The sequence below is a fragment of the Streptomyces sp. NPDC059003 genome (assembly GCF_042740445.1).
Lineage (GTDB): Bacteria > Actinomycetota > Actinomycetes > Streptomycetales > Streptomycetaceae > Streptomyces.
Map to the genome: position 1 here is coordinate 20,956 of NZ_JBHYJH010000053.1, position 15,665 is coordinate 36,620.

Here is a 15,665-nt window from a genome sequence, read left to right on the forward strand (position 1 = left end):
TGCCTCACGTACGGGAAAGATCGGCGGGGCCGGCGGGGCAGCCGTCGAAGCGGACGAGGGTGTCGACGAGCCGGGCCACGTCCTCGGCGGACAGCGGCTCCCCGCCGTCCGTGTCGTCCGCGCCGTCCATGCCGTCCGCGCCGGCCGCGGCGTCGAGCAGCGCGTCGACCTCCGCCACGGCGCCCGGCAGTTCGGCGGCGAGGTCCACGTCGTACCGGAACAGGTCGGCGAGCATCCGGCCGCGCACGGTCCGCAGCTCGTCCCAGGCCGCCTGCGTGACCGGCGTCATGAGCCGCCGCGCGAGCAGCTCGAACGGCACGTCCTGCATCGCCGTGTGCGTGGTCCACGGGGTCACTCCGGCCGGGGCGAGCGCGTCGTACGGGCACGGGGGGCCCGCGGCCGACGGGTCCTTGATCACGGGGTGCCGTCTCCTTCGGGGTCGGGGTCGGGGTCTTCGGGGTCGGGGTCTTCTGGGGTGGCGTCTTCGGTGGTGGGGGCGTCGGTGGTCAGGGCGGTGAGCCAGCGGGCCACCGCGTCGAGCAGGGCCCGGCGGACGCGGGCGGACATGGGGTCCGCGCGGGTGGCGCGGATCAGGTGGTGCAGGGCCTTGCGCACGTCGCCCTTGGCGAGCTCGGCCTCCGCGCGGTCGGTGAGGTCGGCGGCCCAGGACGCCAGGTCGTCCTCGTCGGGCGGCGGCTCCGCGCCGTCGCTGCGGATGATGTCGCCCATGCCCGCGACGCCCAGGTCGGTGGCGAGCATCCGGTCCAGCTCCTCCAGGGCCTCGCCGAGCGTCTCGCGGTAGTTGTGCGTGAGGGCCTGGCCGAGCCCGACGTCCAGGAGGCCGAGCGCCTCGTGCAGCAGGCGCAGGCGCACGGGCAGTGCGTCGGAGCGCTGGTCGAGGGTGAAGACGAGGGCGCGCGCCAGGTTGTCGCGGGCGTGGTTGGAGGCCGGGTTGAGGGCGAGGGCGCGGCGCAGATCGGCCTCCGCGCCGTACACGTCGGAGCGCATGCCGTGCTTGGTGCGGGTGTAGCCGCGCCACACGCCCCGCATCGAGTACAGCGACGAGAGCCGCCCGTCGAGCTGGTCGCGCACCTCCCGCTCCAGCGGGTGCAGGACCGGCGGCACCGCCTCGACGAGCGCGATCGCCTCGTCCAGCACGCCGCCGCGCCGGGCCCGCGGCTCGTCGGTGAGCGCCTCGACCCGGCCGAGCACGGTCCGCACGACCGCCTTCTTCGCGCGCGCCGTCATCCCCGCGCGCTGGGCGACGCCCACGAGCCGCTCCCACTGCTCAAGGGCCCGGCCGAGGCCGCCCTCGCCCTCGGTGAGCGCGGAGCGGGACAGCTCGAGGCGCACCCGCACGGCGAGTTCGACACCGTCCTGGAGCAGCCGGGCGTGCCGGTGCGGCAGCTGCACGTACGCCGGATTGCGGCGCAGGACGTCCTGGCAGTGCGCGCAGTCCGCGATGTGCCGGCGCGGGTCGGGCGCGGCCGCCGGGCCCGCGCAGTCCGCGGGGAGCGTGGTGAGCGTCGGGAAGGACGGCAGCGCCCGCAGCGCGGGCTCGAACTTGTGCACCGCCGACAGGACCAGGCCCTGCGCGAGCTCCGAGAACGCCCAGCGCAGCTCGCGCACCGCGTACTCGCCCGGGTCCTTGCCGTCCTTCGCCGCGGCGTCCAGGTCGGCGGCGAGCGCGGCCAGCGGCAGCTGGAGGTCGAGCAGGCGCAGATAGTGCGGCCCGCAGGCGAGGGCGCCGCGCGCCCCGGGGACGCCGGGCAGGCCGCCCACGTCCTTCAGGACCCGCGCCCCGCCCAGCTCGGCCTCCAGGAACGCCGCCAACTCCTCGTACCTCTCGGCCTGTTGGGGGCGGTCCTGCTCGGTGTGGCGCTGCTCGTACGCGGACAGCTGGCCGAACAGATCACGGCTCAGCTCCCAGCGGAGCCGGGTCAGGTCGTCGGCGGTCAGCTCCCGCTCGTAGGCGGCGGCGCGCTCGGCCCGCCAGTCGTCCCAGTACGCGTCGTCGCTGAGCAGCGTCGCCCAGTAGGCGAGCGCCGCCTCCCAGACGCGCACCGCGTGCTCCCAGGCGCCGCTCTGCTCCAGCTCCTGCGCCTGCCAGAGGCGGGCCACGGCGAGGCCGTGCACGACGGCCATGTCGCCCGGTGCGGCCGCGAGGCGCCGCTCCCACTCGGCGGCGGCCGCGTCCCGGCCGCGCGCGAGGAGCAGCAGCAGCGGGGCGTCCTTCGGGAAGCGCCCGCACAGCGCGTCGACGAGGCCGGGGCCCGCCTGTTCGTCGTCCGGCGACAGCGACGCGAGCGCGTCCCGCAGCGCCCGAGGCTCGTGCCAGCGGTACAGCAGCGCGTCCAGCTGGAGCCGCCGCCCCGGAAGCCGGAGCCGGTCCCAGGCGACGCGCTCCGACCAGGTCATGCCGCCGCGCTCCAGGAGCGTGTACGAGGCGTCGCTGACGGCGGCCATCGACACCCCGGGATGGACACCGGCCTCGCGCAGCGCGAGATACGGGAACGTGGCGTCGCGCAGCGCGAACGGGTCGGCGGCCAGCGGTGCGTGTGTCAGGCCGTCGGCCCAGGGCAGGAGGTCGAGCAGGCGCCGCAGCCTGCGCCGCCGCACCCCGGCCCGGTCCAGCCGCCCCTCCGCACGGCCGTACGCGGCGACGGCGTCGCTCCACCGCCCCTCCGCCTCCAGCAACCTCCCCTCGGCGTACGCGAGATGCGCCGCCGAGTCCCGGTGTCCCGGGCAGCCGCGGAAGGCGTCCGCCGCCTTCTGCCACTCCTGGTGGGCGTCGGCGAGCCGCCCCCGCGCGTACGCGGCGATCGCGGGCGCGTCCCGGTGGTCGCCGAGGGCCGCGGCCGCCGTCACGACGGCCGCCCACTCGCCGTCGGCCTCGGCGGCCCGCAGCCGCGCGTACCGCCCGCGCGCCGCGCAGTCCCCGTCCGCGAGCTCCTCGTACACCTCGGCACACCCCCGCCAGGCAGCGGCCCCCACGGCCCGCTCCTCCTCAACACGGGCCCGCGCATACCGCCGCCGCAACGGAACGTCCGCCCACCCGTCGGCCAGCACGGCGTAGACCCTCAGGGCGTCACTCCAACGGGAGGCGTCCTCGTGGGTGCGGGCGAGGGCGTAGAGATAGAGGTGCAACGGCTCGTGGCCGCCGGGGCCGGGGCCGGGGTGGGGCCGGGGGTGGTACGGGGGTGCTGGGGGCGGGGCTGTGGCGGGGGCTGGAGTCGGGGTGCAGGTTGTGTCTGTGTGGGGTGCGCTGTTTGCGTGTCGGGGGCTGTTGGGGCTGTTGGGGCTGTTGGGGCTGTTGGGGCTGTTGGGGGTGATGGCTGGGGCGGCGCCGGGGGTGCGGTCTGGGGGGTTGTTCGGGGTGCCGGAGGGGGTGCCGTTGGGGGAGTCGCTTGGGGTGCGGCCTGGGGTGTCGATCGGGATACCGGCAGGGGTGCCCTCGGGGGTGTCGCCCGGGGTGCCGCCTGGAGCGTTATCTGGGATGCCGGTGAGGGGGCTGTCGGGGGAGTCGCTTGGGGAGATGGCGGGGACGCCGCTCGGGGTGTCGTCGGGGGTGGGGTCCGGGGTGCGGTCTGAGGTGTCGCCTGGGGAGCAGTCCGGGGTGTTGCCCGGGGTGCCGTCCAGGGAGTCGCCGGGGGCGTTGGCCGGGCTGCTGCCGGGGGCGTTGCCTTGGGTGCCTTCCCAGGCGCTGCCTTGGGTGTCGCTGTGGGTGTGGTCCGGGGTGTTGCCGGAGGCGATGGCCGGGATGCCGCCGGGCGCGTCGCCTTGGACGTCGTCCCGGGCGTCGCTCGGGGAGTCGTCGGGGGTGCTGGTCGGGGTGCGGTCTGAGGTGACGCCCGGGGTGTGGTCCGGAGCGGCGTCCGAGATGTTGCCGGGGGTGCTGGCCGGGATGCTGTCTGGGGCGTCGTCTCGGGTGCGGTGCCGGGCGCTGCTTGGGGTGTCGCTGCGGGGGCGGTCCGGGGTGTCGCCGGGGGCGTTGGCCGCGCTGCCGCCTGGGGCGTTGCCTTGGGTGCCTTCCCAAGCGCTGCCTTGGGTGTCGCTGCGGGTGCCGTGCCGGGCGCTGCCTCGGGTGTCGCTGTGGGTGCGGTCCCGGGTGTGGTCCGGGGTGGCGTCTGGGGTGTTGCCGGGGGTGCTGGCCGGGGTGCTGTCTGGGGCGTCGTCCCGGGTGCCGTGCCGGGCGCTGCCTGGGGCGTCGCTTTGGATGGTCTGCCGGGCGCCGCCGGGGGTGCGGGCCGAGGTGTGGCCGGAGGTGCTGGCCGAGGTGTCGGGTGTGAAGGCGCGGGCGTAGATGTCGCGGGCCTTCGGCCAGTCCCCGCGTGCTTCCGCCCTGCGGCCCTCCGCCTTGCGGCGCAGTGCGGCGACGGTGCCCTCGCGGGCCGTGTCCGGGACGTCGGCGAGCAGCCCCGACGCCGCCGCCCAGTCACGCCGTTCGTCGACGGCCACCCGCGCGCGGGCGTACAGCCTGCGCGCCCCCACCTCCCCTCCCGCGTACGCGTCCGGAAGCCGGCCGAACCCGTCGATGACACCGTCCCAGTCCTCCCGCGCGTCGGCGGACCGCCCCCGCGCGTACAGGAGTTGATCGGCCACGTCCTCGAAGTCCCCGGACAGGACCGTGAGATACGAGACCGCCCCGACCCAGTCCCGCGCCTCGCCGCAGAGCCGGGCCTGCGCGTAGGCCCAGCGGGCTTCGGTGTCGGCGTGGGGGCCGACCCGGCCCCCGGGGGCGGCGGCGCTCCGCGGGGCGCCGTACGGCCGACACTCGGCGAACGCCGCCACCGCCGCGCCCCAGTCGCCCTCGTCGGCCGCCGCCCGCCCGCGTGCGTACGAGGCCCGCGGCGCGATGTCGGCGAGCAGCCCGGCCCCGGAGACCGGGAGGGCTCCGCCGCTCAGTCCCCCTGGGCCCCCGCCCGGCCCTCCCGCCACCGCCGCCGACCCGACGGACCCACCCACCCCGTCGACCGAAGCCACCAGCGCCCCGCACACCCCGTACGCCGCGGCGGCCCCCGGCCAGTCACCCGCGGACTCCGCCGTCCTCGCCTCCACGTACGCCGTGCGGGCGGCGATGGCCCGGTCGTCGGGGCGGAGTGCGCGGGCCTCGGACAGGGCTCGGGCGGCGGTGTCCCAGTCGCCCTGGAGGTGGGCCCGGTCGGCGGTGGCGAGGGCCTCGGTGAGGTGGAGTTCGGCGCGGGCGGCGGCGAGGCGGGCGTGCGCCTCCGCGAAGCCGGTGCCCGCGGCGACCACCTCCTCGTACAGGGAGATCGCACCGTCCCAGTCGGCGACGGCCTCCGCGGCGCGGGCGCGCTCCATCAGCTCGGCGGCGATCCGCAGCCGCTCCGCGCGGACGCCGAGCGGTCCGGGCAGCGGATGCGGCAGCGCGGCCCGGACCACGGCGAGCTGCGCCGCGGCGGCCGCCCCGTCGTGCCCGGCGGCGAGCAGCGCGCACAGCTTCTCCAGGTCGGGCCAGGCCAGTTCGAACGCGGCCTCGGCGCGCAGCCGCCGCTGCTCGTCCTCGTACTGCCGCGTCGGCGTCCGCAGGATGCGCTGCACCTGCGCCCACCGCCCGCGCTCCCGCTCGAACCGCGCCGCGCCGATCAGCGTGGTCGCGTCCACGTGCCCGACCGGGCTCTGGAAGGCGCGCAGCGCGTCCGCGCCCTCGCGCAGCGGGTCGGCGACCGCGCCACCGTCGTCGCGCACCTCGCGCGCCTTGAACAGCCACCCGTGCCGATAGCCCTCGTGCAGGAACAGCGCGGGCGTCGCCCACTCGACGGCGGTGTGCTGCGGCAGGTGCGTGATGCGGCGCCGCGCCGCGGTCACGGACTCGTCGACGGTCCGGTTGGCGGCGAGCCCCTTCATCAGCTCGGGGCTGAAGCGCCCCGCGGAGACGTCGCTGACGCGCCCCCGCATCGCCACCACCGCGGGCACGCCCCCGCCGATCAGCGCCTGCGCGAGCCCCGAGAACGGCTCGGCGTGCACCCCGTCAGGGCCCGAACTGTCCGCCCCGGAGCAGAGGTTGAGCACGGCGAGCCGCAGCCGAGGCGCCTTGAGGAGAATGCCGCTGAGCAGATCGGCGGGCACCCGGTCGACACCGCCGGACTCGGTCTCCAGGCAGACGACGCCCTTGCCGATCTCCTCGTCGTACGTCCCGTGGGCGATGAGTAGCACGGCCGTCGGCAGGTCGCCGAGCGCGCCGAGCGCCGACTCCAGACGCTCCCGGGTTGCGCCCTCGACGACCGTGGTGCGCACGGCGACCTCGGGCAGCTCCTGGCGCAGCGCGGCCACCTCCGCGGCCGCCCGCAGCGGCGGGCCCGCGGCGGGCGGCGACGCGCAGACGACGAGCAGCCGGATCAGGCTCGGCTCGTCCGCCGGGTCCGGCAGGCGCTGTCCGAGCGGTCCGCCGGGCAGCGAACGCACCAGCGAGTAGCCGGGGTTGAGGGCGAGCGACTGCTGCGGCAGGCCCGGCGGCGCGCACAGTGCCTCGACCGGCAGCTCGCGCAGGCGCGGCGGCAGGTCGAAGCGCAGCCGGAGCCCGCGCGCGGGGCGCATGCGCTGGGCGAGGTCGAGGGCGGTGGCGAGACAGGCCCCGGCGGACCCGGCCTGCCCGCCGAACCCGTCTTGCCCGGCGAACCCGGCCTCTCCGAAGGGGCCGGTCTCTCCGAAGGGGGCGGTCTCTCCGAAGGGGGCGGTCTCCCCTCCGGACCCGGCGTCCCTGGTGGACCCGGCCTCCCCGAAGAGGCTGGCTTCCCCGAAGGACTTGGCCCTTCCGGTGGCCCGGGCCTCTCCGAAGGACCTGGCCTCTCCGTAGGGCCTTGGCTCTGCGGCGGACCCGGCCTCCCCTTCGACCCTCGCCCCCTTGCCAGGCGCCCCGGCCCCTCTGTCGCCCCCGGCCTCCCCGCCGGACCTGGCTCCCCTGTCGACCCCGGCCTCCCCGGAGGCGCCGAACAGCAGCCGGTACACCTCGCGGCCGAGCCGCCGCAGCTGTTCGGCCGTGTGGGCCTCGCCCATCGGGGCGAGGCCGAGTTCCGCGTCGATCAGCCGGTCCCACCGCGCGCGGAACGCCGCGGGTTCGCCGTCCACGGCGACGACGTCGAGAGCGCAGGACGGCCCGCTCACGGCCACGAGGCAGTGGGACGGGCCGATGGCGCGGACCCGGATGCGCAGTTCCTCGTACTGGAGCACCGTCGTCGCTCACCTCCCGCTCTCGTCGAACTGCTCGCGCACGAAGTCGAGTTCGGACTGCGCCCGGCGGCGCTCCTCCTCGATCTCCGGGTCCTCGGGGAAGTGGGCGAGCGCGGCGGTCAGCGCCTCGACGGCCTCCTCCAGGGCGGTACGGGCGCCGGACAGGCTGCCGGAGCCCCAGCGCCGCAGGGCGAGGCCGCGCAGCACGATACCGAGGCTGATCTGCGTGCGCTGGACGTGGGGGCTGAGTGCCACCGAGCGCCGCAGGTCCTCCGCGGCCGCGTCGAGGTCGGGGTCGGGGTCCTCGCGGTTGGCCTCCTCGATGCCGCGGTGGGCGAGCACACGGGCCAACTGGCCGTCGATGCGCGGCCGTTCGTTGGCGCCGATGACGGAGCGCGCCGTCTCCAGGGTGGTCACGGCGCGGGTGAGGTTCCTGGCGCGGCTTGCGTCCTTGGCGGCGGCGAGCGCGAGACCGACGATCCGAGCCTGGGTGGGCCGGTACCGCGCCAGCTCCCTGCTGTGCACCAGGGCGCGGCGCCAGCAGGTGGCGACGGCGGCGAAGTCGGGGCACGGCGAGACGAGTTCGTCGTTCCCGAGGGCGATCCGGGCGTGCAGGGCGAGGTCCCGCGCGTCCCGCGCGAGCCGGTCGCGGCGGTCGGGGAACCCCGCGTAGCCCGGGTTCAGCTCGTCGAAACGGGCACAGTCCGCCTCGCACACGGCCACGGCACGGCCCCGCGCCCGGCACTCGGGACACCGCAGCTCGGTGAGCGCGGCGAGCGCGTCACCGGGCAGCCCCTGATCCACCTGCATACGGGCGAAGCCGAGTTCGGAAAAGCAGTGGACGAGCTCAAGGTCCCCCGGGCGGGCGGCGGCGAAGGCGCCGAACTCCCGCACCCTGCCGAGCGCGACGACGCGCAGCGGTCCACCGAGCAGGGGCGCGCCACCGAGCACGGGCGTGCCGCCCGGGGCCGCGGAGAGCTCGCCCGCCGGGCGCGGGAGCCCGCCCGCCTCCGCGAGTACCCGCGCGGCCTCGGCCTCGCGGTGGAGCAGCGCGTCGGGCGGCACCCGGGCGTCCGTGTCGGCTCCCTCCGCGAGGAACCGCGCGAGGCGGTCCCGGAGGGCGGTGCGCAGCACGGGCACCAGCGTCGCCGCCACCTCGGTGCCGTACCGCCGCCCGGCCCCGCGCCGCGCCCGCTCCCAGAAGGCGTCCGCGTACAGCAGGGCACCCCAGGCGCCCACGCATCCGTCGCTCCTGGAGGGCGAGTTGGTGAGGGCGACGGCCAGGGTGTGCGTGACGCGGTGGTCGGAGGGGTCGTGCCGGGTGGCGTCGTCGAGCAGGTCGACGGCCACGTCGCGGTGGCCGCCCGCGGCGAGGGCGGTGGCGTACAGCGGTACGAAGGCACCGCGGTGGCGGGCGAGCCGCCAGGAGGCGGCGAGCAGCGCGGCCGCCCGCTCCCAGTCCGGTACGTCACCCGCGAGCGCGGCGAGCGCGGCCTTCCGCAGACGCAGTGCGGTGTCCCGCGCGCGACCGCCGAGCGCGTCGAGGAGCCACCGCCCCTCGTGGTCGAGCACCCCGTCCCGCTCCGCCGTGCGCAGATCGTCGAGGGCGGCGTCGTACCTGCCGGACTTGGCGCGTACGTAGGCGCGTTGGACGATCGCGCGGGGGTGGTCGAGGGCCTGGGTGAGGTGCTCGTCGGCGGCTGCGAGATCACCGCCGCGGGCCAGCGCGCACCCGGCCCAGTACAGCGCCCCGGAACCCCCGGGATCGGCGGCCCGGGCCCGCCGGAACTCCTCCAGGGCCTGCCCGACACCGCCTTCGGCAAGCCGGACGCGCCCGAGCCCGATACGGGCACGGGCGCCGACGACGGCGCGCGCCGCCACCTCCGGGCCACCCGCGAGGCCGCCCCCGACGATCGGTTGGACCTCGGCCTCCGCGTCAGCTCGGGCGCTCGGCTGGGCCCGGGGATCTGTGTCGGTGTCGCTTTGCGTATCGGTCCCGGTGTTCGGCTGGGGCGCGGTCTCCGCGCCTGCCCCGGCGCCCGGCTGGGCCCCGGGTTCCGTGCCGGTCCCGCTGTCCGCGTCGGCCCGGGTGCCCGGCTGGGCTCGGGTGGCCGCTTCGGTCCCGGTGCCCGTGCTGGTGTCGGTGTCCGTGAGGGTGCCGACGTGCGCCTCGGTCCCGGCCTCCCCGTAGGCGTCAACGCCGCCTTCGGCTCCGGTGCCCGTGGCAACAGGGGCGACAGGTGGGCCCTCCGCAGCGGCCCCGGAACCGCCCTCCACAAGCCTCAGCGCCAGCGTGAAGCACCGCTCCGCCGCCGCGCGATCCCCGCTCTCCAGGGCCGCCTCGCCCTCCTCGCACGCCGCCTCCGCCGCGGCGCAGGCGCCTGTGCCCGCGACGGACGCCCCCTCGCCGTCGGCCCCCGCCGACCCCGCTCGCGAACCCACGTCCCACAAGCCCCCGATCAACGGCCGTGACGGCCGGTCAGCCCGCGGCCTCGTCCAACTCCGAGCGCCAGCGGCCCTGGTGGCGGTCGTAGTGCAGCGGCCCCACCTCGAAGGCGGACAGGTCGAGGGCCAGCAACTGCTCATACGCCACACCGGGCAGGTCCGGTTCCAGGACGATGCTGAGGCCACTGCGGTCGTCCCGCAGGACGAGGGGGCGGGGCGCGGTGCCGGCGCGCCGCGGGATCCGGCCGACGGCGCCCTTGAGGGCCGCGTACGCGTCCCGTACGGCCTCCGCGCCCAGGCCGCCGAGGAACGCCTGGAGCGGCAGCGAGGCGAGTACGAGCCAGGGGATGTCGCCCGCGCCGCGGTGGCCGACGGCGCGGCGCACGCGGGCCGTACGGACGCCGAGGCCGTCGAGCGCCGCCACCAGGTCCTGGCCGAGGGCGTCGGGGACCTCCTGGTCCAGCAGGAGTTCGGCGCGCAGTGGCGGTGCGTGGGGCGGCGGTGCGTGGGGCGGCGTGGACGACATGAAGGCGGCGTTCCCTTCCAGGAGGCTCCAAGGGTCGTGGCATCCAGAGGAGTTGCGGAATCCGCAGCCTAGGGGCGGCACCCGCGCCCGCGCGGGGAAACCCCGATCTCCGCCCCGCCGGACCCCGTTGAGCGGATCCCGCTCACCCATTTTTCCGGAATAGGCGATTCATGGAACTTTAGTGCTGCGTCGGGAGTCTCTCTGAGTGACCGCTGAACCACAGCTGTACACGGGGGTGTTCCACCATGACCGACATCGACGTTGGCGTGGATGCCGACTTCGACGCAGAGACAGAGACCGAAGAGACAGAGACCGAATCGGCAACGGGGGCGGACGGGCGCGAACTCGACCCGTACGTGGCCAAGTTGCCCGTCCCGCCCGTCCTGAGGCCCGCCGGGGGCGACGTACGCGAAGAGACGGAGATCGCCGTCCGCCCGACCTGGGTGCGGCTGCACCCGCAGCTGCCGCCCACGCTGATGTGGGGGTACGAGGGCTCGGTGCCGGGCCCCACCATCGAGGTGCGCCGCGGCGAGCGCGTACGGATCGCGTGGACCAACCGCGTCCCCAGGGACACGGAGTTCCCCGTCACCGCGGTGGAGGTGCCGGCCGCCGCGCCGCCGCCCACCACGCAGCCGGGCCGCGGCGGTGTCGAGCCCAACAAGGACGTGGCCGCCCTGCCCGCCTGGACGGTCACGCATGTGCACGGTGCGCAGACGGGCGGCGGCAACGACGGCTGGGCGGACAACGCCGTGGGGTACGGCGACGCCCAGCTGTCCGAGTACCCGAACGACCACCAGGCGGTGCAGTGGTGGTACCACGACCACGCGATGAACATCACGCGGTGGAACGTGTACGCGGGCCTGTACGGCACGTACCTGGTGCGGGACGACGAGGAGGACGCCCTTCAACTCCCCTCGGGAGACCGGGAGATCCCCCTCCTGCTCGCGGACAGGAACCTGGACACGGACGAGGACGGCCGCCTCACGGGCCGCCTGCTGCACAAGACGATGATCGTCGACCCGAAGAACCCGGAGACGGGCAAGCCGGTGTCCCTGCCCTTCACGGGCCCGTACACGACGGTCAACGGCCGCATCTGGCCGTACGCGGAAGTGCCCCCGGCCTGGCACCGCTTCCGCCTGGTGAACGCGTCCAACGCCCGCACGTACGACCTGGTCCTCGTCGACGAGGACAACAAGCCGGTGCCGGGCGCGATGTACCAGATCGGCAGCGACGGCGGCCTGCTGCCGCGCCCCGTACCCATCGACTTCGGCGGCCCGGGCGACCCGATGCCCACGCTGCCCGTCGCGCCCGCCGAGCGGTTCGACCTGCTCATCGACTTCCGGGCGCTCGCGGGCAAGCGCGTCCGCCTGGTGAACAAGGGCCCGAACGCGGCGCCGGGCGTGCCCGACCCGGCGGGCGACGTGCGCTATCCGCACGTCATGGAGTTCCGCGTCGGCAAGGGCCGCGCCCCGGACTCCTTCCGGCTGCCCGAGGTCCTGTCCGGCTCGTTCCGGCCGATCGGCCACGGCGTGCCGCACGGCCACCGCCTGGTCGTCCTCACGCCGCCCGCCACCAAGGGCGGCGGCGGACACCCGGAGATGTGGGAGATGGTGGAGGTGACGGGCTCCGTCCAGGTCCCGGCCGACGGCATCATCCAGGTGCGCGGCCCCGACGGCGCGACGAAGACGTACCGCAGGATCGCCCGCACGTTCAACGACGGCCTCGGCTTCACCATCGCCGAGGGCGCGTACGAGCAGTGGAGCTTCCTCAACCTCGCGGTGCGGCCGAACGTCACCCACCCGATGCACATCCACCTGGCCGACTTCCAGCTCCTCGGCCGCGACACGTACGACGCATCGGGCTTCGACGTCACGGTCGGCGGCACCCGCGAGCCCATCGCCTTCGACCCGGCGCGGCCCATCCCGCTGGCGCCCAACGAGCGCGGCTGGAAGGACGTGTTCCGCGTCCCCGGCGGCCAGATGCTGCGCGTGATCGGCCGCTTCGACGGGGCGTACGGCCGCTTCATGTACCACTGCCATCTCCTGGAGCACGAGGACATGGGAATGATGCGGCCGTACGTGGTGATGCCGAAGGAGGCCCTGAAGTTCGACCACGGAGCCGGCCACGGAGGCCACGACGGGGGGCACGGGTGAGGTCGAGGGCGCGTCGGCTGCGGTATTCAAGCCCGTCCGGCGTTTGAGGACGAGCGCGCAGCGCGAAAGACGGGACCGGAGTCCTACGGCACCGGAACCGGCTCCGCGGCATGGCGCACGCCGGCCCGCGCCAGCGCCCGCACGATCGGATGCGGGCGCGACCCGTCACCCCGCAGCTCCGGCTGGAACAGGGTGGCCAGGAAGAAGGGATGGCCGGGCAGTTCGGCGACGCGGACCTGGCCCTCCTCGTCGGCACCGGTGAGGCGAAGCCCGTGCTCGGTGAGCGTGGCCAGGTGGCGGGCGTCGCTCGGGCCGTACGAGCAGTGGTAGCGCTCCAGGGTCCGGTCGGCGCCGAGCACCGACTCCGCGAGCGAGCCCGGCGTGAGCCTCACCGTGCCCTCGTGGCCGACGAGGGAGCAGGCGAGCGGCCCGATCAGGAGGTCGTCGGCGTCCGGGTCGTTCTCGGCGTGCGCGACCCCGGTCAGGCCGCACACGTTGCGGGCGTACTCCAGGAGCGTGTGCTGAAAGCCGCCGCAGGTGCCGAGGAACGGGATGCCCTCCTCGCGCGCCGTGCGGATCGCCGCCAGGGCGCCCGCCTCGCTGCGGTACGGGCTGCCCGGAAGCACCCACACCGCGTCGAAGCCGGACACCGCGCCGGGCTCCTCGGCGTCCTCGGTCCCGATCCAGTACGCGTCGAGGACCAGGCCGTCGCGGAGGGCGAGCGCCTCCAGGAGGAGCGGCACGCGGGTGTGCGCGGTGACGTTGGGGGAGCGGTCGCCGACGAGGGCGATACGGGCCGTGGGGTTCTGGGCCGTGGGGTTCAGGGAGGTCATGGCGACCATCCTCAGCGGCGCCCCGCGTTCACGTCCAACGATGAAAACTGCACCCTCCATAAGCATCCGTGATGACCGTCTCCGGTGGGCATGGGTGATCCTGTCCGGCATGGATCCGCACCTGCTCCGCACGTACGTCACCGTGGCCCGCCTGGCGTCCTTCTCGGCCGCCGCCCGCGAGCTCGGCTACACCCAGTCCGCCGTCTCCCAGCACATCGCCGCCCTGGAGCAGGACCTCGGCGCCCCGCTGCTGACCCGCCGTCCCGTCGCGCCCACGCGCGCGGGCGAGCGGCTCCTGGAACACGCGGGCCCGCTCCTGCTGCGGCTCGACGCGGCCCGCGCGGAGGTCGCGGCGCTCGCGGGCGCACCGGACACCGGCCTCACGCTCGCCGCGACCCCGACGGCCCTGACCCCGCGGGCCCTCGGCGCGCTGCCGCCGACCGGTGTCACCCTGCGCGTGCTGCCCCGCACCTCCGTCCCGGAGGCGGTCGCGACGGGCGCCGCCCACCTGGGGCTCGTCGACGGCCTCGCCGCACCCAGCGACCCCCTGCGCGTCACCGACGTCGCGCCGCTCACCGCGCGCGGCATCGGCGAGGAGCCCGTGTGCGTCCTGCTGCCCACCGCGCACCCCCTCGCCCGCCGCACCGGACTGCGCCTCGGCGACCTCGCCGACGCCCGTTGGCTGGACGCGCCCGCCGCGGGCCTGCCCCTGGAGCAGCTGCGCGCGGCCGGCGGCAGCGCGGGCTTCCGCCCGGCCCTGCGCTACGACGGCACCGACGTCCGCACCCTCACCGCCCTCGCCGCGGCCGGGCACGGCCTCGCCGTGCTGCCCCGCTCCGCCGCCGTCGCGCCCGGCGCGGTGGCCGTCCCGCTGACCGAGCCGCGCGTCGTGCACCGCACCGAGCTGGTGCACACCGGCGCCCTGCGCGGCCCGGCGGCCGACTTCGCCGCGCGCCTGGACGTCACCCGTTCGTGAATCGTCGCGCGGTGTCACGCCGGGTAGAGCTGTGGCCGGAGGCGAGCCATGGAACAGACCGCGTTGCGTCCGAAGCCGATGCCGGGACATGAGCAGGACCCCGGCCGCGCACCCGCCAAAGACCCCAAGGGGCACCGCCCGCACGCCGCGCGCCGCCGCGGCAGACGTGTGGTCACGCTCCTGTTCGCCCTGCTCTGCGCGGTGGTCCTGGTCCTCGCGGGCGTGGGCATCGGCACGGTCGGCGCCACCGTCATCGGCATGAGCCGCCTCGCCGAGATGCAGCAGGGCGCCGCGAAGGGCGCGGGCGCCGCCGGGCAGCGGCCGGACGCTCCGGGGCAGGGCCCTGACGCGTCCGGCACCCCGCAGGGGACGCCCACCGGCAAGGCCCCGGTGACCGCCACGCCGTCGCGGCCGGAACCGCAGCTGGTCAGGGCCTCGGGTCCGCGCCCCGCCCTGGGCGTCGAGGCGGTCGACGCCCAGGGCCGCGACGGCGCCCTCGTCGTCGGCGTCCACCAGCCGGGGCCCGGGCACGCGGCGGGGCTCGTCCGCGGTGACGTGGTCGTGGCCTTCGCCGGGAACCGGGTGCGCTCGGCGGGCGACCTGGCGCGGGAGGTGGGCGGGGCGCGGCCGGGCAGAGCAGTCGCGCTGACGGTCCGTCATGCCAGTGGCGCGCGACAGGCGTTGTCGGTCACACCCGGCGTACTGACCTGAGTACCGGACTGCACCCGTGGGGTGCGGCGGCTCACACCACCCTGAAGTGCGTGGTCAACCGCCGCTCGTCGTCCAGGACATGGAAGGCGAGGCCCACCGGCGCGTCCAGGGACACCAGGCCCTCGCCCTCCCAGGGAAGGCGCAGCGTCGAGGTCACGCCGGGGCCCACGACGAGCGGCCGCCCGGCGAAGGTGGTCGCCGCGGGCGTGTGCGCGTGCCCGATGATCAGCGCGACGATCTCCGGGTGCCGTTCGACCAGGTCCGCGAGGGGCTCGGGGTGGCGAAGGCGCCAGGTGTCCAGGCGCGGGTGGTGCATCTCGACGGGGTGGTGGTGGAACGAGAGGAGCACCGGCGTCCGGCCGTTGAGCGCGTCGAGACGGTCCTTGATCCAGGCGTACGTCTCCTCGTCGATCAGCCCCTCGTCGCTGCCCGGCAGGCTGGAGTCGACCATCAGGATCTCGGTGTCGCCGACGCGGTGGGAGCGGTTCACCGGCGCGTCGGACGGGGGCTCGTCGAGGAGGCCGGTGCGGTAGGGCGCGCGCACGTCGTGGTTGCCGGGGCAGGTCAGGACGGGCCAGGGCGCGTCGGTGAACAGCAGGCGCGCGGCCTCCTTGTACTCGGACTCGGCGCCGTGGTCCGCGATGTCGCCGGTCACCAGGAGCGCGTCCAGCGTGCCGGGCAGCGTCCGCAGGTGGTCCAGGACGCGCTCGGCCCGCTCCGTCGCGCGCGGTGTCCCGTCCAGATGAAGGTCACTGATCTGGGCCAGTACCAGCATGGGCGTACGCCCCTCCCTGTCGCGCCCGCACCCGGACGCCCGGTTTAATGGATGC

9 protein-coding genes are annotated in these 15,665 nt (G+C 75.9%); 3 read left to right on the forward strand and 6 right to left on the reverse strand.

The window, feature by feature from the left end:
• Positions 1-4: 4 nt before the first annotated feature.
• From ACFWZ5_RS20050 to ACFWZ5_RS20065, 4 genes are read right to left on the reverse strand one after another with little or no spacing between them, the layout of a single operon-like run.
• The gene (locus ACFWZ5_RS20050; protein ID WP_384792566.1) at positions 5-418 is read right to left on the reverse strand and encodes a hypothetical protein; all 414 of its coding nucleotides are present in this window, start codon (positions 416-418) and stop codon (positions 5-7) included.
• On the reverse strand, positions 415-7,191 hold the full coding sequence (locus ACFWZ5_RS20055; protein WP_384792569.1) for a CHAT domain-containing protein: 6,777 nt from the start codon (positions 7,189-7,191) through the stop codon (positions 415-417). Before ACFWZ5_RS20055 ends, ACFWZ5_RS20050 begins: the two co-directional genes overlap by 4 nt.
• Before the next feature lie 9 nt (positions 7,192-7,200).
• Positions 7,201-9,633: a hypothetical protein gene (locus tag ACFWZ5_RS20060; RefSeq protein WP_384792572.1), complete on the reverse strand. Its 2,433-nt coding sequence runs from the start codon at positions 9,631-9,633 to the stop codon at positions 7,201-7,203.
• 37 nt (positions 9,634-9,670) lie between these two features.
• A complete protein-coding gene (locus tag ACFWZ5_RS20065) occupies positions 9,671-10,162 on the reverse strand; it encodes a hypothetical protein (protein WP_384792575.1) in 492 nt (163 codons plus the stop codon).
• Between the two features lie 245 nt (positions 10,163-10,407).
• On the opposite strand from ACFWZ5_RS20065, the gene phsA reads away from it, so the two are divergent.
• Complete coding sequence (gene phsA, locus ACFWZ5_RS20070) at positions 10,408-12,315, forward strand: O-aminophenol oxidase PhsA (protein ID WP_384792578.1); 1,908 nt, start codon at positions 10,408-10,410, stop codon at positions 12,313-12,315.
• A gap of 83 nt (positions 12,316-12,398) precedes the next feature.
• Here the strand turns inward: phsA and ACFWZ5_RS20075 are convergent, their stop codons facing one another.
• Positions 12,399-13,148: a hypothetical protein gene (locus ACFWZ5_RS20075; RefSeq protein ID WP_384792581.1), complete on the reverse strand. Its 750-nt coding sequence runs from the start codon at positions 13,146-13,148 to the stop codon at positions 12,399-12,401.
• A 109-nt stretch (positions 13,149-13,257) separates the two neighbouring features.
• Between ACFWZ5_RS20075 and ACFWZ5_RS20080 the strand changes: the two genes are divergently transcribed.
• Both ACFWZ5_RS20080 and ACFWZ5_RS20085 read left to right on the forward strand, forming a co-directional pair.
• Positions 13,258-14,124: a LysR family transcriptional regulator gene (locus ACFWZ5_RS20080; protein WP_384792584.1), complete on the forward strand. Its 867-nt coding sequence runs from the start codon at positions 13,258-13,260 to the stop codon at positions 14,122-14,124.
• A 48-nt stretch (positions 14,125-14,172) separates the two neighbouring features.
• The gene (locus ACFWZ5_RS20085; protein WP_384792587.1) at positions 14,173-14,835 is read left to right on the forward strand and encodes a PDZ domain-containing protein; all 663 of its coding nucleotides are present in this window, start codon (positions 14,173-14,175) and stop codon (positions 14,833-14,835) included.
• Between the two features lie 31 nt (positions 14,836-14,866).
• Here ACFWZ5_RS20085 and ACFWZ5_RS20090 read toward each other — a convergent pair whose 3' ends face one another.
• Complete coding sequence (locus ACFWZ5_RS20090) at positions 14,867-15,610, reverse strand: metallophosphoesterase (RefSeq protein ID WP_384792590.1); 744 nt, start codon at positions 15,608-15,610, stop codon at positions 14,867-14,869.
• Positions 15,611-15,665 lie beyond the last annotated feature (55 nt).